Origin of the sequence: Sphingomonas sp. UBA978 (genome assembly GCF_002292295.1) — a bacterium.
GTDB lineage: Bacteria > Pseudomonadota > Alphaproteobacteria > Sphingomonadales > Sphingomonadaceae > Sphingomonas.
In genome coordinates this window covers 72,864-95,357 of the sequence record NZ_DBBS01000011.1, presented here as the reverse complement: position 1 = coordinate 95,357, position 22,494 = coordinate 72,864, and the positions used below count along the sequence as shown (strand labels likewise).

The 22,494-nt window shown below is 69.9% G+C and carries 17 protein-coding genes and 1 riboswitch; of the genes, 8 read left to right on the top strand and 9 right to left on the bottom strand.

Annotated features, from left to right (window positions below; genetic code table 11):
* Nucleotides 1–76: 76 nt before the first annotated feature.
* Nucleotides 77–286, bottom strand: a riboswitch (cobalamin riboswitch).
* A gap of 25 nt (nucleotides 287–311) precedes the next feature.
* Complete coding sequence (gene cobU / locus B2515_RS05200) at nucleotides 312–839, top strand: bifunctional adenosylcobinamide kinase/adenosylcobinamide-phosphate guanylyltransferase (RefSeq protein WP_293874534.1); 528 nt, start codon at nucleotides 312–314, stop codon at nucleotides 837–839.
* Between the two features lie 63 nt (nucleotides 840–902).
* Here cobU and treF read toward each other — a convergent pair whose 3' ends face one another.
* On the bottom strand, nucleotides 903–2,489 hold the full coding sequence (treF, locus tag B2515_RS05195) for an alpha,alpha-trehalase TreF (RefSeq protein WP_293874643.1): 1,587 nt from the start codon (nucleotides 2,487–2,489) through the stop codon (nucleotides 903–905).
* Between the two features lie 143 nt (nucleotides 2,490–2,632).
* Here treF and B2515_RS05190 point away from each other — a divergent pair, with 143 nt between their 5' ends.
* Complete coding sequence (locus B2515_RS05190; RefSeq protein WP_293874532.1) at nucleotides 2,633–4,150, top strand: glycosyltransferase family 39 protein; 1,518 nt, start codon at nucleotides 2,633–2,635, stop codon at nucleotides 4,148–4,150.
* Entirely contained in the window at nucleotides 4,138–5,229 is a 1,092-nt protein-coding gene (locus B2515_RS05185; protein ID WP_293874530.1) for a glycosyltransferase, read from the top strand. Before B2515_RS05190 ends, B2515_RS05185 begins: the two co-directional genes overlap by 13 nt.
* Here the strand turns inward: B2515_RS05185 and B2515_RS05180 are convergent.
* On the bottom strand, nucleotides 5,223–5,672 hold the full coding sequence (locus B2515_RS05180) for a DUF983 domain-containing protein (RefSeq protein ID WP_293874527.1): 450 nt from the start codon (nucleotides 5,670–5,672) through the stop codon (nucleotides 5,223–5,225). The two genes, B2515_RS05185 and B2515_RS05180, sit on opposite strands and share 7 nt — an antisense overlap.
* Before the next feature lie 162 nt (nucleotides 5,673–5,834).
* Between B2515_RS05180 and B2515_RS05175 the strand changes: the two genes are divergently transcribed.
* The gene (locus B2515_RS05175; RefSeq protein WP_293874524.1) at nucleotides 5,835–7,469 is read left to right on the top strand and encodes a M28 family peptidase; all 1,635 of its coding nucleotides are present in this window, start codon (nucleotides 5,835–5,837) and stop codon (nucleotides 7,467–7,469) included.
* A 24-nt stretch (nucleotides 7,470–7,493) separates the two neighbouring features.
* On the opposite strand, the gene manD is transcribed toward B2515_RS05175, so the two are convergent.
* Nucleotides 7,494–8,705, bottom strand: coding sequence for a D-mannonate dehydratase ManD (gene manD / locus B2515_RS05170; RefSeq protein ID WP_293874521.1), 1,212 nt, complete (start codon nucleotides 8,703–8,705; stop codon nucleotides 7,494–7,496).
* 122 nt (nucleotides 8,706–8,827) lie between these two features.
* On the opposite strand from manD, the gene B2515_RS05165 reads away from it, so the two are divergent.
* Genes B2515_RS05165 through B2515_RS05155 form a run of 3 tightly spaced genes read left to right on the top strand, consistent with a single transcriptional unit; the run spans nucleotide 8,828 to nucleotide 12,485 of the window.
* Nucleotides 8,828–10,099, top strand: coding sequence for an MFS transporter (locus B2515_RS05165; protein ID WP_293874519.1), 1,272 nt, complete (start codon nucleotides 8,828–8,830; stop codon nucleotides 10,097–10,099).
* Nucleotides 10,096–11,565, top strand: a complete 1,470-nt coding sequence (locus B2515_RS05160) for a mannitol dehydrogenase family protein (protein ID WP_293874517.1) — start codon at nucleotides 10,096–10,098, stop codon at nucleotides 11,563–11,565. Before B2515_RS05165 ends, B2515_RS05160 begins: the two co-directional genes overlap by 4 nt.
* Entirely contained in the window at nucleotides 11,562–12,485 is a 924-nt protein-coding gene (locus tag B2515_RS05155; protein ID WP_293874515.1) for a sugar kinase, read from the top strand. Before B2515_RS05160 ends, B2515_RS05155 begins: the two co-directional genes overlap by 4 nt.
* 91 nt (nucleotides 12,486–12,576) lie before the next feature.
* Here the strand turns inward: B2515_RS05155 and B2515_RS05150 are convergent, their stop codons facing one another.
* Nucleotides 12,577–14,799, bottom strand: a complete 2,223-nt coding sequence (locus tag B2515_RS05150; protein ID WP_293874513.1) for a TonB-dependent receptor — start codon at nucleotides 14,797–14,799, stop codon at nucleotides 12,577–12,579.
* Between the two features lie 71 nt (nucleotides 14,800–14,870).
* A complete protein-coding gene (locus B2515_RS05145) occupies nucleotides 14,871–15,869 on the bottom strand; it encodes a Zn-dependent oxidoreductase (RefSeq protein ID WP_293874512.1) in 999 nt (332 codons plus the stop codon).
* A 152-nt stretch (nucleotides 15,870–16,021) separates the two neighbouring features.
* Between B2515_RS05145 and B2515_RS05140 the strand changes: the two genes are divergently transcribed.
* On the top strand, nucleotides 16,022–16,732 hold the full coding sequence (locus tag B2515_RS05140; protein ID WP_293874510.1) for a GntR family transcriptional regulator: 711 nt from the start codon (nucleotides 16,022–16,024) through the stop codon (nucleotides 16,730–16,732).
* Between the two features lie 37 nt (nucleotides 16,733–16,769).
* Here the strand turns inward: B2515_RS05140 and B2515_RS05135 are convergent, their stop codons facing one another.
* From B2515_RS05135 to B2515_RS05120, 4 genes are read right to left on the bottom strand one after another with little or no spacing between them, the layout of a single operon-like run.
* Nucleotides 16,770–17,678 (bottom strand): alpha/beta hydrolase, encoded by a 909-nt coding sequence (locus B2515_RS05135; protein ID WP_293874508.1) that lies wholly within the window; start codon nucleotides 17,676–17,678, stop codon nucleotides 16,770–16,772.
* The gene (locus tag B2515_RS05130) at nucleotides 17,675–18,985 is read right to left on the bottom strand and encodes an MFS transporter (RefSeq protein ID WP_293874505.1); all 1,311 of its coding nucleotides are present in this window, start codon (nucleotides 18,983–18,985) and stop codon (nucleotides 17,675–17,677) included. Before B2515_RS05130 ends, B2515_RS05135 begins: the two co-directional genes overlap by 4 nt.
* Nucleotides 18,982–20,760 (bottom strand): alpha-amylase family glycosyl hydrolase, encoded by a 1,779-nt coding sequence (locus B2515_RS05125; protein ID WP_293874502.1) that lies wholly within the window; start codon nucleotides 20,758–20,760, stop codon nucleotides 18,982–18,984. Before B2515_RS05125 ends, B2515_RS05130 begins: the two co-directional genes overlap by 4 nt.
* Nucleotides 20,761–20,765: 5 nt before the next feature.
* Nucleotides 20,766–22,361 carry a glycoside hydrolase family 27 protein gene (locus B2515_RS05120; protein ID WP_293874499.1) on the bottom strand — a complete coding sequence of 532 codons (1,596 nt, stop codon included), beginning with the start codon at nucleotides 22,359–22,361 and terminating at the stop codon, nucleotides 20,766–20,768.
* Nucleotides 22,362–22,494: the final 133 nt, after the last annotated feature.

Genomic DNA, 22,494 nt, shown 5'->3' with positions numbered 1-22,494 from the left:
CGGTCCGTCGCGCACGACCCCAACGACGTCGTCACGCGAGGAAACCCTCGATCGCGCGGGAACACCCCGTCCGCACGAAGGACAACCGCGACGGGCAGGTCTCCTGGCTTCCGGGTCGTCGCCTTGCCCGGCCTTCCCGGATCGTGAATGATCCAGTGGCACACGAGGGGAGCAAGGCTCACCGGTCACAGTTGCGGGGGCAGCCCCGGATGGCGAACGACCAAAGCGCTCGCTTCCGGGTTCCCTTTTCATCCCATCTCTGGGAACCTGTCGCAAACGCGCCCCTAGGGCCGGAACGGGGCGAAAGCAAGATGAAGACGATGTTCCTCGGCGGGGCCCGTTCGGGCAAGAGCCGGATCGCGCAGGCCGCGGCGGAGGCGCATGACGGCGCGCTGCATTATCTCGCGACCGCGGAAGCGCATGACGACGAAATGACCGACCGGATCGCACGCCACCGCCATGATCGCGGCGCGCGATGGCGGACGGTGGAATGCCCCGTGCTGCTGCCCGAGGCGATTCGTGCCTGTACGGCGGGTGCGGTACTGGTCGACTGCCTGACGCTGTGGCTGAGCAACCTGATGCTCGGCGAACACGACCTTGCCGAGCGGTCCGACGCGCTGCTGGCAGCGTGCGCGGCCTGCCCGCTGCCGCTGTACGTCGTGACCAACGAGGTCGGGCTGGGCATCGTCCCCGCCCACCCGCTCGGCCGTGCGTTCCGCGACGCGGCGGGGCGGCTCAACCAGCAGGTCGCGGCGGCGATGGACGCGACCTATTTCGTCGCGGCGGGCATGGTGCTGCCGTTGCAGCACTTTCCTCCGGACCCGTCATTGACAGCGTAGCGAAGCCATCCGGCGTTCCCCGCGCCGCCCTGGATTGCTTCGCTACGCTCGCAATGACGATCCCTACGGCTTTACCTTGCCCGCCAGGTCCGGATACCGCTCCAGAATCGCGCTGGTGACGCCGTTGGTCCAGCCGAAGCCGTCCTGTACCGGATACTCGCCGCCGCCGCCCGGGGTGCGCTCCTCGATATTGTACTTTTCCAGCATCTTGCCGGTGTCGGCATAGGCCGCCTGTACCGTGCCGAGCCAGCGTGCCGCGACCTGTTTCGCCAGCGCCGGCTCGCCGTTGGCGGCGAGCCCGGCGATCGCCACCCACTGCAGCGGCGCCCAGCCATTGGGCTCGTCCCATTGCAGCCCGGTGCGCAGCGTCGTCGTGCGCAGCCCCCCTTCGGCGAGCAGCGCCGTGCGCGTCGTCGCGGCGACCGCCTTCGCCTGCGCCGGCGAGGCGATACCGACGAACAGCGGATAGAGGATCGCGGCGTTGACGCTCGCGGTGGGCTTGCCGCTCGACAGGTCCCAGTCGGCGTAGCGCGCCGGTTTCGCCTGCCACAGGTAACGGTCGATCGCCGCCTTGCGCCGCGTCGCCAGCCCCGCATAGCGGGTCGCGCAGACGGTGTCGGCCGCGGCGGCGCAGCGATCGGCGATGCGGCGTTCCATGGCGTACATCAGGCTGTTGAGGTCGATCGGGACGATGTCGGTGGTGTGGATCGTCGCGAGCGCCTTCGGATCGCGCAGCCAGCGCGAGCTGAAGTCCCAGCCGCTTTCCGCACCGGCGCGCAGGTCGCGCTGCGTGGCGGGGGCGGCGCGCGGTGCGGCCTGCGCGGCGGTCGCGACGTCCTCGGCATAGGATTCGTCGCGCGGCGTGTCGCGATCGTCGTAATAGCGGTTGAGCAGGCTGCCGTCGGGCATGCGGACGACGCGCAGGCAGGCGGCGGTGGCGGTGACGCAGGTCGCGCCCTTCATCCAGAAGGCATGTTCCGCCTGCAACGCCTTCAGCCGCCGCGCCGCCACCGCCGGGTCCCTGTTCTCCGACAGGTCGAGCATCAGCGCGAAATAGGGCGGCTGCGAGCGCGAGAGATAATAGGTGCGCGTGCCGTTGGGGATATGGCCGTAGCGTTCGATCAGGCTGGAAAAATCGTCGAGCATCGATTCGACGAGCGGCTGCTGGCCGTCGACCTTCAGCCCCAGCATGGTGAAATAGCTGTCCCAGTAATAGATTTCGCGGAAGCGGCCGCCGGGAACCACATAGGGCGCGGGCAGTGGCAGCGCCGAGCTGCCCGCGACCGGCACGACCGGCTGGCGGACGAGCTGCGGCCACAACGTGCGGACATGGGTGCGCAGGTCCGTGGTGCCGCGGTCATTCTCTCCGGGCACGATGAAATTGGCGAGCACGAACGCCTTGAGCGCCGGCCCCTGCGGGCGGGTGCGCGCATAATCGGCGAGGATCGCGGCGGGATCGCGCTTCGGCACCGCATCGACGAAGGTCTTGCCGTCCGCGAACACGCGCTGCTGCTGCACCGCGCCGAACAGCGGGCCGTAGATGTCGGCGGGCGATTGCATGCGCGCACCGGCTCCGGGCGTCTGCTGCGCCGCGGCCATGCCGGGAAGCGCCAGCGATGCCAGCAGGGCGAAACGGCAGAGGCTTTTCATCACGGCGGATCATCCAGCAAAAGGGGCGGATCGCCTTTTGCCGGGCGCAGCGATGCAAGGGAAGCCTTGCCGGCGGCCTTTCCCGATTGCTCCCGGCGGCGATTGGCGGCACACGACGCTTGCCTTCACTCAGGATCATCGCGGTGCCGCCTGCTTCCCGTCCCCGCTTCCCGTCGCTCGACAGCCGTGCGGCGGTCGCGCTCATCCTGCTCGCGGTCGCGCTGGTCGCGCGCGCGCAGACGTTCGGCAATCCGGTGATCGGTTTCGACGAGCAATTCTACCTGCTGGTCGGCGACCGGCTGTGGCACGGCGCGATCCCCTATGTCGACATCTTCGATCGCAAGCCGGTAGGCCTGTTCCTGATCTTCGCCGCCGCGCGGGCGCTGGGGGGCGACGGCTTCGTGCAATACAAGCTCGTCGCGCTCGCCAGCGTGGTGGCGACCGCGCTGCTGATCCACGGGATCGCGCGGGGTTACGCCGGCCGCGTCGCCGCGCTGCTCGCCGCGGCGCTCTATATCCTGTGGCTGAACTTCATGGAGGGCGAAGGCGGCCAGTCGCCGGTCTTCTACAACCTGCCGATGGTCGCCGCCGCGGCGCTGATCCTGACGGTGCGGCGCAGCGACGATCCGCTGCGCGCCGGGGCGGGAGCGATGCTGCTCGTCGGGGTGGCGTTGCAGATCAAGTACAGCGTGGTCGTGGAGGGCGTCTTCTTCGGCTGCTGGCTGATCGCGCTCGGCTGGCAGGCCGGGCAGCGCGGTGCGCGGCTGGCGCGATCGATCGCACTCTGGATCGCGCTCGCGCTGCTGCCGACGCTCGCCGCCTTCGCCACCTATGCCGCGATCGGGCAGGCGCGGGCGTTCGTCTTCGCCAACTTTCTGTCGGTGCTGGCGCAGGGGCGCGGCGGCCTCGCGACGCAACTGGAGGGACTGGCGGCGATCCTCGGCATCCTCGCCCTGCCGCTGCTGCTCGCGGCGACCGGCTGGCGGAATCGGGGCGGGACGGCGCGCGATCGCTTCCTGCTCGGCTGGCTCGCCGCCTCGGCCGCCGGCGTGCTGCTCTACTGGCGGTTCGCCAGCCCGCATTATGCCATGCCGCTGCTGCCGCCACTGATGTGCCTGCTCGCGCGCAGCATCGATTCCGGCCGCCGCCGCCGCATCGCCGGGTTGGCGCTCGCCGGTGTCGGCCTGATCGGCGGACAGGCGGTGCTGGCGGTCAGCGCGCGGCACAAGGGCGGCGCGGATGCGGCGGCGGCGGTCGCGCGCGCCGCGCGGGTCGATGGGACGGGCTGTATCTACGTCTATGACGGCTATCCCGCGCTCTACATGCTGACCGGGTCGTGCCTGCCGACGCGCTGGCCCTTCCCCGGCCATCTCGCCACGCAGGAGGAATCGCGCGCCGCGGCGCTGGGGGTCGATCCGGCGCGCGAGGTCCGCCGCATCCTCGCGACGCGGCCGGTCGCGATCGTCGACGACTGGCCGCATTTCGCGGGCAGCAACCCGGTGACGCGCCGCATCCTCGACGCCGCGCTGGCGACGGATTACGCCCTTGCCGCGCGCATCTGCACCGGCCCTACGCGGATGCGGCTGGTCTATCGCCGGCGGACGGAGACGCGTCCCGCCCTGCCGCCGTCGGCCATCGGGACGCATGCATGCGCATCCTGACCTTCCTCCACAGTTTCGAACCCGGCGGGGTCGAGCGGGTCGCACTGCGGCTGGTCGCACGCTGGCGGGCGATGGGGGTCGATGCGCCGCTGTTCATGGGGCGGAGCGACGGCGCCTTGCGCGACGAGCTGGCCGCCGCCCTCGCCTATCGCGTCCCCCCGCAGCCGCGGTTCGGCAGCGCCTGGTGGGAGACATTGTGGATGATCGCGCGGCTGCCCGCCGAGATCCGCCGCACCGCGCCGGACGCGCTGTTCTGCGCGGGCAACACCTATACGATCGTCGCGGGCGCGATGAAGCTGCGCTTCGGACGGCGCTGCCCGCCGGTGATCGTCAAGATCAGCAACGATCTGGCACGGGCCGACATGCCGGCGATGGCGCGGCCGTTCTGGCGGTTATGGCTGCGGGTGCAGGCGCGTTTCGTCGATCGCTGGATCGTCATGGACGCCGCGATCCTGCCCGACGTCGACCGCTATCTGGGACCGGTGCCGCGCACGGTGATCCCCGATCCCGCGATCGATGCGCTGCCGGCACCGGTCGATCGCACCGCGCGGGCCGACGGCACGCGCTATGTCGCGGTCGGGCGGCTGGTCGCGCAGAAGGACCCGGCGACGCTGATCGCCGGCTTCGCGCAGGGGGCGCGACCCGGCGACCGGCTGACGATCGTCGGCGACGGCCCGTTGCGGGCGCGGCTGGAGCAGCAGGCGACGCGCCTCGGCATCGCGACGCAGGTCGCCTTCCTCGGCCACGTACCCAACGCCGCTGCGGTGATGCGCGAGCAGGACGTCCTGCTGCTGTCGTCACGATACGAGGGCGTGCCGGCAGTGCTGATCGAGGCGCTTGCCGCCGGCCTCGGCATCGTCGCGACCGATTGCGGGTCCGGCGTGCGGTCGGTGCTCGACGACGGGCGGCTCGGGCTGATCGTCGCGCAGGGGGATGTCGGCGCCTTCGCCGCGGGCATCGCCGCGGCGCGAACGATGGCGGTCGACGTGGCGGCCGGGCGCACACAGGCGCAGGCGTTCACCATCGACACTGCCGCGCACGCCTATATCGCGGCAATCCGGCGGACGGCGTATCACTGATCGAAGTCGTTCGCCTTCGGATCGCTGCCATGGAGTTGCGACCACAGGGTCTGCGTCCCCGCCTCCTGCGCGCGGTTGACGAATTGCGACGCGACCAGCCAGCCCTTCAACGGCCGTAGCGGCAGCAGCGTGCCGAGCGCCATGAACGGGACCGAGGTGACGAGGTGGACCCACCAGGGCGGGTCGAACGCGACCTGCAGCCACACGACGAAGAAGATCAGCGGCAGCGCGATGATGCAGAGCGAGAAGAACGCCGGGCCGTCGTCGGGCGCGGCGAAGCGATAGTCGAGGCCGCAACTATCGCAGCGATCGACGATCCTGAGCCAGGATCGGAACATCCGTCCCTTGCCGCAACGCGGACAGAGCCCCTTCCACCCGCAACGCAGGATCCAGCGAAACGCATCGCGCGGGGGTTCGGTGGGTTCGGTGGGCGGCTGTTCCATCGACCGGGCCTGCGCCGACCGGGGGGCATTGTCGATGAGACGGATTGTCCCAGCCCCGCCCCCGCCCCGCCCCGCCCGATCCGCCCGGGCATGACGATCGGGCTCGCACGAACCGGCCGCCGGCATTAGCGTGGCGTCCAACCCCTTACGGAAGAACCCGATATGCCCCGTTTCGCCGCCCTGTTCGCCGCTGTCCCCCTGCTGGCGGCGATGCCCGCGTTCGCGCAGATCCCGGCGGATCGCCTGTCGGCGGACGTGAAGACGCTCGCTTCCGACGCCTTCGGTGGCCGCGCGCCCGGCACGCCCGGCGAGGCGAAGACGATCGACTGGCTGGTCGCGCAGTTCAAGGCGGCGGGGCTGGAGCCCGGCGGCCCCGGCGGCAGCTGGACGCAGCCGGTGCCGCTGATCCGCACGATGCTCGGCGCCGGTGCGGTCACCGCCAACGGTACGCCCCTGATCGCGCGGCGCGACGTCTATCTGTCCACCGTCCGGCCGGACGCGCGCGCCATCGTCACGGACGCGCCGCTGGTCTTCGTCGGCTATGGCGTGTCCGCGCCCGAGCGGCAGTGGGACGATTTCAAGGGCGTCGACCTGAAGGGCAAGGTCGCCGTCTTTCTGGTCAACGATCCCGATTTCGAGGCGGGCCCGGGCGACGATGCCGCGGGCCGGTTCGGCGACCGGCGCATGACCTATTACGGTCGCTGGACCTACAAGTTCGAGGAGGCGGCACGACGTGGTGCGGTGGCGGCGCTGATCGTCCACGACACCGCGGGCGCGGGCTATGGCTGGGCGACGGTCACCGCGCCCGGCGGCGAGAATTACGACGTCGCCGCCCCCGCCGCGCCACGCGTCGCCCTGCAGGGCTGGATCGAGGGCGCGGCGGCGACGCGGCTGTTCGCCGATGCCGGGCTCGACCTTGCGCAATTGCGCAAGGCGGCGCGGCGGTCCGATTTCCGTCCCGTCGCGCTTCGCGGCAAGGGCCTGTCCGCCGACCTGCCCGTCGCCGTCACCCGCGCCGAGAGCCGCAACGTCATCGCCAGGCTGACCGGTCGCAGCCGCCCCGACGAAACGGTGATATATGGCGCGCACTGGGACGCCTATGGCGAGGGCACGCCCGATGCCGCGGGCCGGCGCATCCGCCCCGGCGCTAACGACGACGCGCTCGGTACCGCGGGCGTGCTGGCGATCGCCCGCGCCGCCGCCAGGGCGCCGCGCCCGCCGCGGACGCAAGTCTTCGCGCTGTGGACCGGCGAGGAACGCGGCCTGCTGGGATCGGAAACCTATGCCGCCGCGCCGCTCTATCCGGCCGCGAAGACGGTCGCCAACCTGACGCTCGACATCCTCCAGACCGCGGGCCCCGCGCGCGACGTGCTGCTGGTCGGGGCCGGGCAGAACGATCTGGAGGAGCGGCTGGCCGCCGCCGCGAAGGCGCAGGGGCGGACGGTGACGCCCGAGGCGCTGCCCGAGCGCGGCCTGTTCTATCGCGCCGACCATTTCTCGCTGGCGCGGCGCGGCGTGCCGACGCTGCTGCTGATGGCGATCAGCGGCGCGCCCGATCTGGTCGACGGCGGGCGGGCGGCGGGGCAGCGCTGGCTCGACGGCTACATGCGCTGCTACCACCAGACCTGCGACGCCTGGTCGGCGGACTGGAACCTCGCGGGCGCTGCCGCCGACGTCGACCTGCTGCGCCGGATCGGCTTCGACCTCGCCGACGGCACGGCATGGCCGCAGTGGAATGCAGCGTCGGAATTCAAGGCGATCCGCGCCGCCACCGCCGCGCAGCGCGAGGGCAACTGAGCCCGGCGCGGCGCCGCCGGTGCGTCACCAGCTCCACAAGGTCCCGTCCTCCAGCCGGTTCACTGGCAGATAGGCGCGCTTGTAGTCGTAGCCGGCGGCCAGGGCCTCGTCGATGTCGACGCCGAGCCCGGGCGCGTCGCCGGGATGCATCATGCCGTCCGTGAAGCTGTAGGCGTGGGGGAAGACCGCGTCGGTTTCCGCGGTGTGCGGCATGTGCTCCTGAATGCCGAAATTGGGGACCGACAGGCCGAAGTGCAGCGCCGCGGCCATGGCGACCGGCGACAGGTCGGTCGCGCCGTGGCAGCCGGTGCGGACCTGATACAGATCGGCCAGCGCGGCGATCCGGCGCAGGTGGGTGAGGCCGCCGGCATGGACGACGGTGGCGCGGATGTAATCGATCAGCTGCGCCTCGATCAGCGTCTTGCAGTCCCAGATCGAGTTGAACACCTCGCCCACCGCCAGCGGCGCGGTGGTGTGCTGGCGGATCAGGCGGAACGCGTCCTGATTTTCGGCCGGCGTCGCATCCTCCAGCCAGAACGGGCGATAGGGCTCCAGATCGCGGCCGAGCCGCCCCGCCTCGATCGGGGTCAGCCGGTGGTGGATGTCGTGGAGCAGGTGCACGTCCCAGCCCAATTCCTCGCGCGCGGCGGCGAACAGCTCGGGGACGATGCGCAGATATTTGCTGGTCGACCAGACGCTCTCGCTCGGCAGGTCGCCGTCCGCCGGTTCGTACCGCTGGCCCGGCTTGGCGACGCCATAGGTGCTGGCGAGCCCGGGGACGCCGCATTGCAGACGGACGGCCTTATAGCCCTTGGCGACTTCCGCCTTCGCCACCGCGATCGTGTCCGCGACGGTGGTGCCGTTGGCGTGCGAATAGACCATGCAGCCCTCGCGGCTCGCCCCGCCGAGCAGCTGATACACCGGCAGCCCGGCGATCTTTCCCTTGATGTCCCACAGCGCCATGTCGACCGCGGCGATCGCGGTCATCGTCACCGGCCCGCGCCGCCAATAGGCGCCCTTGTAGAGATACTGCCAGATATCCTCGATCCGGTGCGCGTCGCGCCCGATCAGGCACGGCACGACATGATCGGCCAGATAGCTGGCGACCGCCATCTCGCGCCCGTTCAGCGTCGCGTCGCCGACGCCGGTGGTGCCGTCGTCGCATTCGATCTTGAGCGTGACGAAATTGCGCCCCGGGCTGGTGACGATGACGCGGGCGGAGACGATAGTCGGCATGGCATCCTCTCAATCGCCGGCATTGACCGACCGGCTTGTATACTAGAAGACTTGTTGGTACGCATTGCCGGCGCAGAGGTCAACGCCACCGGCCGGCCCAGCAGCGACGAACGGAGAGGTTCATGAAGGCATACCGTTGGCAGGTCGTCGTTCTGCTGTTTCTGGCGAGCGTCATCAACTATCTCGACCGGTCGGCGCTGTCGGTCGCGGCACCGATGATCGCCAAGGACCTCGGCCTGGGCCCCGAACAGCTCGGCTTCATCTTCTCCGCCTTCTTCGTCGGCTATGTGCTGTTCAATATCGCGGGCGGCCTGCTGGTCGACCGGGTCGGGGCGTGGAAGATGCTCGGCATCTCGATGGCCTTGTGGTCGCTGTTGTGCGCGTCGACCGCGCTGGCGACCGGATTCTGGTCGCTGCTGCTGCTGCGCGTCGTGTTCGGCATGGCGGAGGGGCCGCTGGCGACGTCGGCGAACAAGATGGTCAGCAACTGGTTTCCCAAGCGGCAGGCCGCGACCGCGATCGGCACCGCTTTGTCGGGATCGCCGCTGGGCAGCGCGATCGCGGGGCCGTTCATCGGCCTGCTCGCGGTCAATTTCGGCTGGCGCCTCTCGTTCGTCATCGCGGGCGTCATCGGCCTCGTGTGGATGGCCTTCTGGTTCGCCCGGCTGAGCGAGCGCCCGCGCGGCCACTCGCGCGTGTCGGCGGAGGAGGTCGCGGAGATCGAGGCGGACCAGCCGCCCGTCACGCGCGTCACCGGCCCCGCCCCCAGCCTGCTGTCGCAGCTCGCGCAGCCGGTGGTCGCCGCGACGACGGTCGCCTTCTTCGGCTATAACTACATCCTCTATTTCTTCCTGACCTGGTTCCCGGTCTATCTGACCAACGCCCGCAACCTGTCGGTCCACGACATGAGCATCATGAACGTCCTGCCCTGGGCGCTCGGGTTCGTCGGGCTGGCGACGGGCGGACGCGTGGTCGACTGGGTGCGCGGACGCACGGGCAAGCCGATGCTGGCGGCCAAGCTGGTGCTGGCGATCGGCCTCGGCGTCGCGGCGATCGCGGCGGCGCTGGCGGGACAGGTGACGACGGCGTTCAGCGCAGTGGCGCTGGTCAGCGTCGCGACCTTCTTCCTCTACCTCACCGGCAGCACCTTCTGGGTCATCCTGCAGAACCGGATCAGCGCGGCGCAGCTGGGCGGGGTCGGCGGCATCATGCATGGTGTCGCCAATTGTTCGGGCATCATCGGCCCGGCGCTGACCGGGCTGATCGTGGCGCGGACCAGCTTCGGCTATGCGGGCGCCTTCGCGCTGGCGGGAGCGCTGGGGCTGATCGCGGCGCTGGTGGTGGCAGTGGTGGTGCGCGACACGCGCGCCGATCTGGCGGGAGCGGCGGCATGACGCGGCTGTCGCGCGCGACGCTGGCCAACCTGCCCGCATCGATTGAGCGACCCGCCTACGACCCCGCGGCGCTGGGCATCGGGATCGTCCATCTCGGCCTCGGCGCGTTCCAGCGCGCGCATATGGCGGCGTATCTCCAGCCGTTGCTCGCCGGCGATCCCCGCTGGGGCGTCGCCGGGGCGAGCCTCCGGTCCGACGACACGCGCGACGCGCTCACGCCGCAGGACGGCCTGTACGCGCTGTGCGAGGCGAGCGGGGACGGCGATCGCATCACGGTGATGGGCGGCCTGCGTGCGATCCACGGCCCTGCCGATGGCGACGCGCTGATGCGGCGGATGGTCGCGCCCGACACGCGCATCGTCAGCCTGACCGTGACCGAAAAGGGCTATCTGCGCGGCAGCGACGGCGGGCTGGATCTGGCCGATCCCGGCGTGCGCGCCGATCTGTCGGGGACGGCCGCGCCCCGCACCGTGCCGGGGCTGCTCGTCGCCGCATTGCGCCAGCGCCGCGAGGCGGGGCTGGCGCCCTTCACGGTGCTGTCGTGCGACAACCTGCCCGGCAACGGCCATGTCGTCGCGCGCATCCTGTCCGATTATGCCCGCGCCGACGGATCGGGGCTGGCGGACTGGATCGCGGACACCGTCGCCTGCCCCAATACGATGGTCGACCGCATCGTCCCCGCGACGACCGACGCCGATCGCCGCCGCATCGCCGCCGCGCTCGGACTGGAGGATGCGTGGCCGGTGATGGCCGAACCGTTCAGCCAGTGGGTGATCGAGGATCGCTTCCCCGCCGGCCGCCCGGCGTGGGAGGATAGCGGCGCGACGATGGTCGCCGATGCGCGCCCGTGGGAGGAGATGAAGCTGCGGCTGCTTAACGGATCGCATTCGACGATCGCCTATCTTGGGCTGCTTGCCGGCTGGGAGACGGTCGCGGATGCGATGCGGGTGCCGGCCCTCGCCGATCACGTCGCCGCGCTAATGGACGAGAGTGCCGCGACGCTGCGGATGGCGCCCGGCACCGACCTTGGCGGTTATCGCGACCAGCTGTTGCAGCGGTTCCGCAACACCGCATTGAAGCACCGCACCCGCCAGATCGCGTCGGACGGATCGCAGAAGATCCCGCAACGCCTGCTCGCGCCCGGTGCGGTGCTGGCGGCGGAGGGGCGTGGCATGGATCGCATCGCACTGGGCATCGCGGCTTGGCTGCGCGTCGCGGGCGGCCACGCCGACGACGGCAAGCCCCTGCCGCTCGACGATCCGCAGGCGGGGACGCTGCGCGCGCTCGCCGCGCCGGGACGGTCGCCGGACGCGGTGGTCGCCGCGCTGTTCGACGAATCCGGGCTGGTGCCGGAACGCGACCGGCACCCGGCGCTGCGCGACGCGATCACGCGGATGCTGACCGCGCTCGCCACTTATGGCGCGGCGGGAACGCTCGACCGCCTACGCGCGGGGAGCCCGCTGTGAGGCAGGTGTTCGCGAGCATCGGCGAGGCGATGGTCGAATTCGCGCCCGAGGCGGACGGCCGCTTCCGGCGCGGCTTCGCGGGCGACACGCTCAACACCGCCTGGGCGGTACGCGCCCTGACCGATCCCGATACGGTGTCGGTCCGCTACGTCAGCGCGTGCGGCAGCGATCCGCTGTCGGGCCAGCTGGTCGCCTTTCTCGACGATGCCGGCATCGATACCGCGCATGTCCGCCGTATCGACGCGCGGCGGATCGGCCTGTATCTCATCAGCCTCGACGGACATGAACGCAGCTTCCATTACTGGCGCGAGACGTCCGCGGCGCGGCTGCTCGCCGCCGATCCGGACTGGCTGACGGCGACGCTGCGCGATGTCGACATGGCCTATCTGTCGGGCATTACGCTCGCCATCCTGTCGCCCGAGCATCGCGACACGCTGTTCGACGTGCTGGCCGGATTTCGGGCGCGCGGCGGTACGCTGGCTTTCGACGGCAACGTCCGGCTGGCGCTGTGGCGGGACCGGGCCGAGGCCGCCGCGGCTCTGGAGCGCGCCTGTCGCCTTGCGCATATCGCGCTGCCGACGGCGGACGACGAACTGCTGCTGTTCGACGACGGCGATGCCGTCGGTACCGCGCGGCGCCTCGCCGGCTGGGGCGTTCGGGAGGTGGTGGTGAAGCGCGGTCCCGATCCGTGCCTGCTGATGACCGCGCAGGGGGTCGAGGCGATCCCTGCCCTGCCCGTCGCCGATGCGATCGACACGTCGGGTGCGGGCGACGGCTTCAATGGCGCCTATCTCGCCGCCCGCCTCGCCGGCCATGCGCCGGCCGGCGCCGTCCGCCGCGCCCATGCCGTCGCCGCCCGAGTCATCCGCACGCGCGGCGCGATCCTGCCGATGGACCTGTTGCGCGCCGCCGTCGCCTGACCACGCTCGCAGGGAAAAAAGGCGACCGGTCCGCTGGAACCGGTCGCCGGAGGGGAGCGGGGTGGCGGGGAAGAGACGCCACCCCGCCCTGTCAGAATTTGAACGCCACTTCCGCGCCGTACACCCGCCCCTTGTTGAGCGACGAGAAGGTCGATCCCGGGAAGAAGGTCAGCGGCACATTGGCCCCCAACGTCACCTTGTCGAGCAGGTTGGTGCCGTACAGCGACAGGCTGTAACGGCCGCGACGCAGCGTCAGGTTCGCATCGACCATCGTCGCGCCCGGCAGCAGTCCGGTGTTGGCGTCGTTGTAGAAATCCGCGTCGCGATGGTTCGCGGCGACACGTGCGTCCACTCCGATGGCGTCGAAGTCGTGCGTCCAGTTGACCGACCCGCCATAGGTCCAGGGCGACAGGCGCGGCAGTTTCAGCGCGAGGTCGCGGTCGTTGATCGCGCGGTCGTTGTTGAGGTCGAAGAAGACGTCGGTGTACCGGCCGTCGAGATAGCCGAACTGGCCCGCGAGCGTGAAGCCGTGGCCGGGCTTGAACGTCACCTCGCCCTCGACGCCGCGGACGCGGGCGTTGGCGGAATTGAGGATGCGCTGCGCCGTGCCGACGCCCGGCACCGCGGTCTGGATCTCGCGCTGCAGGTTGCCGATGTCGTTCCAGAAGCCGGCGACGTTGAAGCGCAGTGCGTTGCCGATGTCCTGCTTCAGCCCGATCTCGTAGGAGTTCAGTTCCTCGTCGTCGAACGGCCCCGGCGCGATCTGGGTGAAGACGTTGCGGAAATTATAGCCGCCGCTGCGGAATCCCCGGGCCCAGAAGCCATAGACTTGCGTGTCGTCCGACGGCTTCCATTGCAGGCCGAGGCGCGGCGCGACATTCGTCCAGGTGTTGCGGTCGCGGAAGGAGTAATTGCACGTCTCGGCCGCGAGATTGCAGCCGCCGGGAACGAGATTGGCGACCGCGACCTGCTTCGTCTCCGACGAATAGCGCGCGCCGGCGTTGATCGTCAGCGTGTCGGCGATATGCCAGTCGACCGAGGCGAAGATGCCATAGGTTTCCTGCTGCTGCGAACCACCACCGGTGATGTGCGTCGCGCCGCGGTTGAGGTAGCGATCCTCGATATAGCGGATGTTCTGCGTGAAGAAGTACAGTCCGGTCGTCACGTCGAACCGGCCGAAGGTGCCGGCGTAGCGCAGCTCCTCGCTCATCTGGCGCTGCCGCGTGTAGTAATTGACGTTGTAATCGTAGCGCGGCGAGGCATCGATGTCCGCGCTCGAACGCGAGGTGACGGCGCGATAGGCCATCAGGTTGGTGATCTTGCCGTTGCCGAACGGGGTGTCGATGTTGGTTTCGGCCGATGCCGAATTCCAGCGGTTGTGCGCATAGCCTTCATTGTCGATGTTCACGCGGAAGCTGTCGGCCGGATACAGGCCGCGGTTGGTCGCGACCGCGCCGTCGCCGTTGAAACGCCCGTTCTCATAGCGCAGGATCATTTCCACCGTGTCGGTCGGCGCGATGCGGACCGCGGGCCGGATGATGAGCGTCCGGCTGCGGCCGACGTCGCTCTTTCCGTTGAAGTCGTTGGTGAAATAGCCGTAGTCCTTGTCGTACAGGACCGCGAGCTTGGCCTGGATCCGGTCCTTGACGATCGGCCCGGTCACCATGACGCTGCCGCGCGTCTGCGGCCCCGACGACACCGATGCGCGAACGTCCGCATGCAGGACGTTGCTCGGCACCGTGCTGCGGATGACGACCGCGCCGCCGGTGACGTTGCGCCCGAACAGCAGGCCCTGCGGCCCGCGCAGCACCTCGATCCCCTCGATGTCGAAATTGTTGAGCACGACGCCCGTGTTGACGCCCATGTAGACGCCGTCGATGAACGTGCCGACGGTGGGATCGATCGACGGGATCGAGCTGCTGATGCCGAAACCGCGGATCGAGAAGGTGGCATAGCCCGGCTGCGTGCCGACCGCGGTCAGCTGGACGTTGGGCATCGAATAGCTGAGGCTTTGCAGGTTCTGGAAATGCTGTTCCTCGAGCTGCAGCGCGCCGAAGGCGGTGACGGCGATCGGCACGTTCTGGACGTTCTGCGCCGAACCGCGCTTGGTCGCGGTGACGACGATGTCGGCGAGGCCGTCGTCCTTCGCCGCCGGCGTCTCCTGCGTCTCTGGCGTCTCCTGCGCCGCCGCGTCGGCCGGCTTGCCGGGTTCGACCTGCGCCAGCGCCGGCGCGGCGACGCACAGGGCAAGACCCGCCGCCCCCGTCATCAAGCCGATCTTCAGGTGACGCGCATATCCAGTCATGTCGATCATGGTCAAATCCCCTCCTGTTGTGCGTCCCGCCCGTTGGTGTTCTGGGCGGCGGGACGTGAATTACGTGTCGGTCAGAACGTCAGCTGGACCTTCACCGTCCGATCGGGATGATCCTCGATCAGACGAAAGGCCTCCACGGCATCCTCCGCCGCGAAACATTGCGTCACCATCGCCCCGGGGCTGAGCCTGCCCTCCTCCAGCCAGGCGACGACCTGCGGCAACCGCCCGCGGTTCAGCCGCGAACCGACGATCAGCAATTCCTTGCTGACCACCTGCTGTTGACTGAGCGGCGACGGCGTCGCGGCGAAGCCGAGCAGGCCGATCCGCCCCGCCGGGCTGGCGACGCGGCAGGCGAGGTCCAGCAGCGCAGGCACGCCGGTGCCGTCGATGACGAGGGTCGGCCCGAGCCCGTCGGTTTCGCCGGCGACGGCCGCCGCGATATCGTCCCGCCCCGACAGCAGCACCCGGTCCGCACCGAAGGCGACCGCCCGCTCCAGCCGCGCCTCGTCGAGGTCGCAGACGATGCAGCGCGCGCCGTGCAGCCTGGCGACCTGCAGCACCGTCAGCCCGACTGTGCCCGCGCCGAGGATCAGCACCGTGTCGTCGACATGGATGCCGGTCCGCTCCAGCACGTTGGCGGCGATCGACAGCGGTTCGGCGAGGCACGCGACTGCATCCTCGATCCCGGCGGAAATGCGGATCGCATTGGCGGCCGGCACCGCGATCCGCTCGCGGAAGCCGCCGTCGCGATGGACGCCGATCACCTGCAGATGCGCACAGACGTTGGGGCGGTCGTGGCGGCAGGGATAGCAGCGGCCGCAGGCGACCACCGGATCGATCACCACCCGGTCGCCGACCGCATGGCTGTCGACGCCGTCGCCGATCGCATCGATCGTGCCGACCACCTCATGGCCGATGATCCGCGGATATCTGGCGAAGGGATTGCTGCCGTGGAGGATGTGGATGTCGGAGCCGCAGATGCCCGCCCGGGCGACGCGGATCGCGACCTCGCCCGCGGCGGGCGTCACGACCGGTGCTTCCGACAGGCGCAGTTCATGCGGCTTTGCCACCGATATCGCGACCACAATCATCCTCGCCTACTTGTATACTAGTCGCCATATCTAGATGAGGCGGATTATCCGGTCAAGCCGAATTGGATGTGATGGAGTGGCGGATCATTTTGCGGTACGGCCCGGGACTTAGCGGACAGCGGGAGCGCACATTGGCAACGAACGTGGCGGAAGACCGGAGCCTGCAGGACCTGGTGCTCGATCCGACCGCGAACGTCGCGTTCCAGGTCCGCGAGTATCTGCAGCAGCAAATCGTGACCAACGTCTTCACGCCGGGCATGCGGCTGAGCGAGAACGAACTGTCCGGTTCGCTCGGGATCAGCCGACAGCCGGTGCGCGAGGCGCTGATCCGGCTATCCGAACATCATCTGGTCCGCGCGCTGCCGCAGCGCGGCACGGAGGTGACGCGGATCAGCCTGTCGTTCGCGATCAGCGGCCGCTTCATCCGCGAGGCGGTGGAATCGGCGATCGTCGAACGCGTCGCGAGCCGTGCCGCGGATCTCGATTTCGCGCTGCTGCAGGACCTGCTGGCAGCGCAGCGCCGGGCGGCGGGCGCGGACGACCATCGCCGCTTCCTGATGCTCGACGACCAGTTCCACCGCGAACTGGCGCGGCTCGCGGGGCAGGAGATGGCGTGGCGGACGCTGGGCTCGATCAAACTGCACATGGACCGCGTCCGTCACCTCAGCCTCGAGGATGCGACGTCGATCCTGCGGCTGGTCGAACAGCATGAGGCGGTGTTCGAGGCGATGCGCAAGGGCGACACGGCGAATGCGGTGGCGGCGATGAAGGCGCATCTGGGCGCGATGCTGGTCTACCTGCCCACGCTGGCGGACCGCCTGCCGCATTTCTTCGCGGACTGAAGCGTGACCGCCCCACGGATCGCGCGGGTGGCGGCGGTTACCGGAACACGCCGAGCGCGCGCAGCCAATGCTCCATGAGGTCGGGCCAGCGCGCCAGCGCGGGGTCGGACCCGCCCAGCCCGGTGCCGTGCTCGCCGACCGCGAAGACGTGCAATTCGGTGTTGACGCCCTTCGCCTGCAACGCGGTGTAGAAACGCAGGACGCCGTCCGCCCTGACCACCGGATCGCTGCTGGTATGGTAGAGGAACGTCGGCGGCATCGCCGCGGTCACGGCGCGGACCGGCAGATAGGGTTCGTACCGCTTCGGATCGCAGCCCTTGCCGGCGAAGGTGCAATAGGGCGATCGGCCCTGCGCGTCGATCACCGTCGCCTCCACCCAGGGATAACCGAGCACGAGGAAATCGGGGCGGCTGCTCTGGCGCTCGACCGGATCGGTCGCATCCGCCTGCCCGCGATCGGCGGTCGCGGCTGTCATCGCGCTCAGATGCCCGCCGGCGGAAAAGCCGATCATGCCGATCCGCGCCGGGTCGAGGCCATAGCGGGCGGCATCGGCGCGGACCGAGCGGACCGCCCGCGCGCCGTCGCGCAGCGGCAGCGGCAGCCGCGCGGTCGGGCCGTAGCGATAGCGCAGGACAAAGGCGGTGACGCCGCGCGAGGCGAACCAGTCGGCGACCTGCCGCCCCTCGATATTGCCGGCCAGCTCGACATAGCCGCCGCCGGGCGCGACGATCACCGCCGCGCCGTTCGCCCGCCCCTTTTGCGGGCGGAAGATCGTCATCGTCGGAATCTGGTCCGGCGTGTCCGCGGTCGCGCCGGGCGCGCGTCCCGGCCACAGCCGCACGACCTCGGTCTCGATGAAGGCGGCATCGCGCGCCGCATCCTGTGCCGGCGCCGCCGTCACCGGGGCGGCGATCGCCAGCACGGCGCCCATCATCCACCGCATCATGCCGCAACGCTCCGCTTCGCCGGGTTGCCGACCCGCAAGGTCGCCACCGCGCCGATCACCATCAACACGCCCGCGACATAGAGCATGCCGCGCGCATCGCCGCCGAGCAGCGGACGGTAGAAGAGCGGGACGGTCAGGCTTTCGATCATCATCGGGATGACGATGAACATGTTGAAGATGCCCATGTAGATGCCGAACCGCGCCGGCGGCACGGTGTCGGTGAGCATCACGTACGGATTGCCCATCATGCTCGCCCAGCCGAGGCCGATGCCTATCATCGGCAGGTAGAGCCATTGCTCGCTGGCAACGCCGGGGATCGTCAGCATCGCCGCACCCGATATGGCGAGACACGCCGCATGGACGATGCGCGCGCCATGGCGGCGGGTCACCGGCACCATTGCCAGCGCCGCGACGAAGGCGACCGCATTATAGAAGGCGCCGATCTGCCCCACTGTCAGCGCGGCGTCGCGGAAGCCCTGGCTGCCGGCATCGCTGGTGCCGTGCAGCGACCGGGCGAGCGCGAAGGCGATGAACTGCCAATAGGCGAACATCGCATACCATTGGCACAGCATCGCGACCCCGAGCCGGCGCATCGCCGGCGGCATGTCGCGGATCGCGGCGACGACGTCGCGCACCGCGCCGCCCAGCGTCACCCGGTCGGCCTGCATCGCCGCGCGCTCCTCCGGCGTCAGCGGCAGTTCGGGGACGCGCAGCACCGACCACAGGATCGTCGACAGCGACAGGATCGCGCCGACGATGAAGGCGATGCGCGTGATGTCGGGGATGCCGTTGGCGTCCACCGCATCCTTGTCGAGGCCCCACCACACCAGCAGCGACGGCGCGAGATAGGATAAGGTCTGCGCGAGGCCGGTGAAGGCGGATTGCGTCAGGAAGCCGGTCGGCCGCTGGTCCTCGGACAGGCGATCGCCGACATAGGCGCGATAGGGCTCCATCGTCACGTTGTTGGCGGCGTCGAGGATCCACAACAGGCTGGCGGCGACCCACAGCACAGGGCTGTACGGCATCGCGAACAGGCAGAGGCTGCACAGGATCGCGCCGACGAGGAAATAGGGGGTGCGGCGCCCGAGCCGGCTGGTGGTGCGATCCGACAGCGCGCCGATCAGCGGCTGGACGAGCAGCCCGGTCATCGGCCCGGCGAGCCACAGCAGCGGCAGCGACGCCTCGTCCGCGCCGAGATAGGCGTAGATCGGCGCCATGTTCGCCTGTTGCAGCCCGAACGAGAATTGCAGGCCGAAGAAGCCGAGGTTCATCTCGACGATGCGGGCGAGCGACAGACGCGGCTTCATGCACGAACTCCTGCGATCCAGGCCACCTGCCAGCCGTCGAGCATCCCGGCCACGGGCGCGCCGGTCAAGCGATCCTCGCCCGCGTGCGGCAGAGGCACGGGCGCGTCCGAGAAATTGAGGCATACCGCATCGGTGCCGCAGCCGATCGCGAGCAGCGCCGGATCGTCGGTGGCGATCGGCACGGGCGCGCCGGCGCCGCCGCTCGCGATCCGCGCCTGCCGCAGCCGGGCGAGGTCGCCGCCGATCCGTGCCGCCGCCGCGCCATCGAGCGCGGTCCAGTCTATCACCGGGCGATGCAGCCAGCGGCCTTCGTGGCGCCGCGCCGGGTCGTCGCGATAACCATGATCGTTGGTCATGCCGAGCTCGTCGCCCATATAGGTGGTCGCGACGCCGCCACCGGCGATGGCGAGCGCGTTCAGCAGGGCGATCCGCCGGAACGCCGCCTCGCGCGCATCATCGTCCGCCGCCGCTTCCAGCCCGGCGAGCGAGGCAAGCATGCCGTTGGTGCCGTGCAGCGTCGATCCGTCCGACTGGAACGGTTCGCCGCGTGCCCAGCTGTCCCCGGCGCCCTCCAGATAGCGCGCCGCCGCGGCCAGCCGCGCTTCGGGCGCGGCATCGATCCCGCGCAGGTCGGCGAGCACCGCGCCCCAGCCGATATCGTCGTGGCAGCGCGCATAGGTCAGCCAGTTGGCGCCGCGCGGCAGCCCGCCGCTCACCGCGACGATCGCCGCCGGCAACGCCGCCGACCGCTCGGCCAGCGCGACCCAGCCCGCGACCATCAGCGAATTGTTGTAGACGAGGTGGCATTCGGGTTCGAACCCCTGCCCTTCGTCGGCGCCGAAATAGGGCGGCACGAACGCGGTCGGGACGATCGCCTCCGCCTTCAGGAGCGTCGCCGGCGCGGCGATGTCGAGCGCGGCGCGCAGTGCGCGGACGATGAAATGCGCTTCCGGCCGATTGCGACAGTCGGTCCCCGCCTGTTTCCACAGGAAAGCGGTCGAATCGAGCCGGAACGCCTCGAACCCGTGATTGGCGAGGCGCAGCATCGTCTCGATCATCGCCAGCATGACCTCGGGGTTCGCCCAGTTGAGGTCCCATTGGAACGGGTAGAAGGTCGTCCACACCTGCCCACCCATCGCCGGCACGTGGGTGAAATTGCCCGGCGCGGTGGTCGGGAAGACCTGCGGCAGCATCGCCTCGCGCGCCGCCGCTTCGTCCGCGTCGAGCGTGATGTAGAAATGGCGGTAGAAGGGATCGCCGGCCTTCGCCGCCAGCGCCCAGGCGTGATCGTCGGCGGTGTGGTTCAGCGCGAGGTCGACGCAAAGGCTGATCCGGCCGGCGCGCAGCCGTGCGGCGAGCGCCTCGACGTCCGCCATCGTACCGAGCGCGGGTTCGACGGAGAGGTAATCCGCCACCGCGAAGCCGCCGTCGCTGTCGCCGGCGCGCGCCTTGAGCAGGGCGAGGACGTGCAGATAGCGGACGCCCAGCGATTCGAGATGATTGACCCGCGCGGTCATGCCCGCGACGGTGCCGGCATAGCGATCGACATAGGTCGAATAGCCGATCATGTCGGGCGCGACGAACCAGTCGGGATCGGCGACGCGCGCTAGGTCGAGCGCCTGCAGCGCCGCCGGTCGCGCCGCCGCGCCGGCCCGCATCGCCGCCTCGATACGGGTCCATAGCAGTGCCACGTCGTGGCTCGCGCCGTACAGCCGCTCCAGCTGGCGGCGCAGCGTGGCGCCGTGGCGGGCGAACCGGTCTTCCATCTGCGTCATCGCGGTCAGGACGCGCGCAGCAGTACGGCGCCGTGACGCGGCACCTGCACGGTGTAATCGGCCGCAGCCGGCACGTCGGCATCGTGCCACAGGTCACGCACGCGCTTGGGCACCGGCAGGCCGAGGGAACGCCAGTCGACGGTCATCGCCGCCGGTGCCGCGCCACGGTTGAACAGCGCGACCGCGGTCGACCCGTCCGCCAGCCGCTTCGACCAGATTTCGGTGGCGCCCGCCTGCGCGACGCGTCGGCCCTGGACGCCCGCCCGGTCCTGCCCGACCGCGATCACGCCCGGGTTGGCGACGATCGCCTTCACCGCCGGCGTCATGACGCGCAGGTCGTTGCCGAGGATGATCGGCGAGGCGGCCATCGTCCACAGCGTGTAATGCGTGCGATATTCCTCCGGGGTCAGCCCGTCGATGCCGACCAGCATCATGTCTGCGTCGTTCCACGCACTCGGTCCGGCATCGCGGGCATCGCCATTATGGTCGAAGCGGTAATCGACCGCGTGCCACAGATCGCCCTCGATACTGTCGCCGCCGGTGCGCCACATATGGCCGCCGACGGCGTTGCCCCAGCTGCCGACGTCGTAGAGGCCGTACTGGCACAGGCTGTAGACGATATCGCGCCCGGTCGCCTGCAACGCCGCGCCCATGATCTGGTATCGCGCCTGCATCTCGACCCTGGTGTCGTAGATGTTGCCGGCGCTGCACCAGTCGTATTTGAGCAGGTCGAAGCCCCATGCGGCGAAGGTCTTCGCATCCTGCGCCTCATGGCCGTGGCTGCCGACATAGCCGGTGCAAGTGACCGGGCCGGGCGAGCTGTAGATGCCGACCTTCAGCCCGCGCGCATGGATATAGTCGACCAGCCCCTTCATGTCGGGGAATTTGGCGTTGGGATGGAGCACGCCCGCGGCGTCGCGCTGGCCCTGCCAGCCGTCGTCGATCGTGACGTAGCGATAGCCGGCATCGCGCAGACCGCTGCGGACCAGCACGTCCGCCATCGCGCGGACCGACCGGTCGTCGACCGCCTCGCGGAACACGTTCCAGCTGTTCCACCCCATCGGCGGCACCGGCGCGAGGTTGCGCACGCCGAGGTCGCGCGGCGCCGGCAAGGGCAGTTTCGTCATATTGTCGGGGCGCGGCGCGCTCCGCTCGATCGCGGCGAGTTCGGTCGCGGTCACCCGGCGCGCGAGGAAGGGGGCAACGCCGACCACCTCGTCGCCGATCCATATGTCCATGAACCGGCCGTCGGCGGTGGCGCGCGCGCGCATCTTCACGAAGGGCGGCTTGCCGGTCAGGTCGAAGGCATGGCCATCGGGCCGCGCGACCCAGTTGGCGATCGGGTAATCCCAGCCGTTGAAGCGGAACAGGCCCTTGACCGTGCCGCCCTCGACGGTGAGCCGGAACGAGCGCGGGATGCCGCCGATCGCGATCGAATCGGGCGTGCGGCGCGGCACGACCAGCCAGTCGCCCGCCACGCCGGCCAGCGCGGCCGGCGTCGCCGGTGCGGTCTGCGCCGCCGCGGCGGCCGGCATCAGGCCGGCGCCGGCGAGAGCGAGCGTCGCGATCCCGATCGCGCCGAAGACGTTGCGCAGAGCCATGTTCTTCCCTTCCATTGACCGATGCCGGCGGCGCGTCCGTGCCTAGAGCGGGATGACATCAAACTGATCCGTCATTGCGAGCGTAGCGAAGCAATCCAGGGCGTCTTGGTCCGGCTCTGGAATGCTTCGCTGC

What these genes read in the sequence shown, in the direction of transcription:
- B2515_RS05185 (WP_293874530.1), top strand. Translation starts at nt 4,138, where the DNA reads ATGCGCATCCTGACCTTCCTCCACAGTTTCGAACCCGGCGGGGTCGAG.
- manD (WP_293874521.1), bottom strand. Translation starts at nt 8,705, where the DNA reads ATGCCGACTATCGTCTCCGCCCGCGTCATCGTCACCAGCCCGGGGCGC.
- cobU (WP_293874534.1), top strand. Translation starts at nt 312, where the DNA reads ATGAAGACGATGTTCCTCGGCGGGGCCCGTTCGGGCAAGAGCCGGATC.
- B2515_RS05125 (WP_293874502.1), bottom strand. Translation starts at nt 20,760, where the DNA reads ATGACGCAGATGGAAGACCGGTTCGCCCGCCACGGCGCCACGCTGCGC.
- B2515_RS05160 (WP_293874517.1), top strand. Translation starts at nt 10,096, where the DNA reads ATGACGCGGCTGTCGCGCGCGACGCTGGCCAACCTGCCCGCATCGATT.
- B2515_RS05175 (WP_293874524.1), top strand. Translation starts at nt 5,835, where the DNA reads ATGCCCCGTTTCGCCGCCCTGTTCGCCGCTGTCCCCCTGCTGGCGGCG.
- B2515_RS05130 (WP_293874505.1), bottom strand. Translation starts at nt 18,985, where the DNA reads ATGAAGCCGCGTCTGTCGCTCGCCCGCATCGTCGAGATGAACCTCGGC.
- B2515_RS05180 (WP_293874527.1), bottom strand. Translation starts at nt 5,672, where the DNA reads ATGGAACAGCCGCCCACCGAACCCACCGAACCCCCGCGCGATGCGTTT.
- treF (WP_293874643.1), bottom strand. Translation starts at nt 2,489, where the DNA reads ATGAAAAGCCTCTGCCGTTTCGCCCTGCTGGCATCGCTGGCGCTTCCC.
- B2515_RS05165 (WP_293874519.1), top strand. Translation starts at nt 8,828, where the DNA reads ATGAAGGCATACCGTTGGCAGGTCGTCGTTCTGCTGTTTCTGGCGAGC.
- B2515_RS05150 (WP_293874513.1), bottom strand. Translation starts at nt 14,799, where the DNA reads ATGATCGACATGACTGGATATGCGCGTCACCTGAAGATCGGCTTGATG.
- B2515_RS05120 (WP_293874499.1), bottom strand. Translation starts at nt 22,361, where the DNA reads ATGGCTCTGCGCAACGTCTTCGGCGCGATCGGGATCGCGACGCTCGCT.
- B2515_RS05135 (WP_293874508.1), bottom strand. Translation starts at nt 17,678, where the DNA reads ATGATGCGGTGGATGATGGGCGCCGTGCTGGCGATCGCCGCCCCGGTG.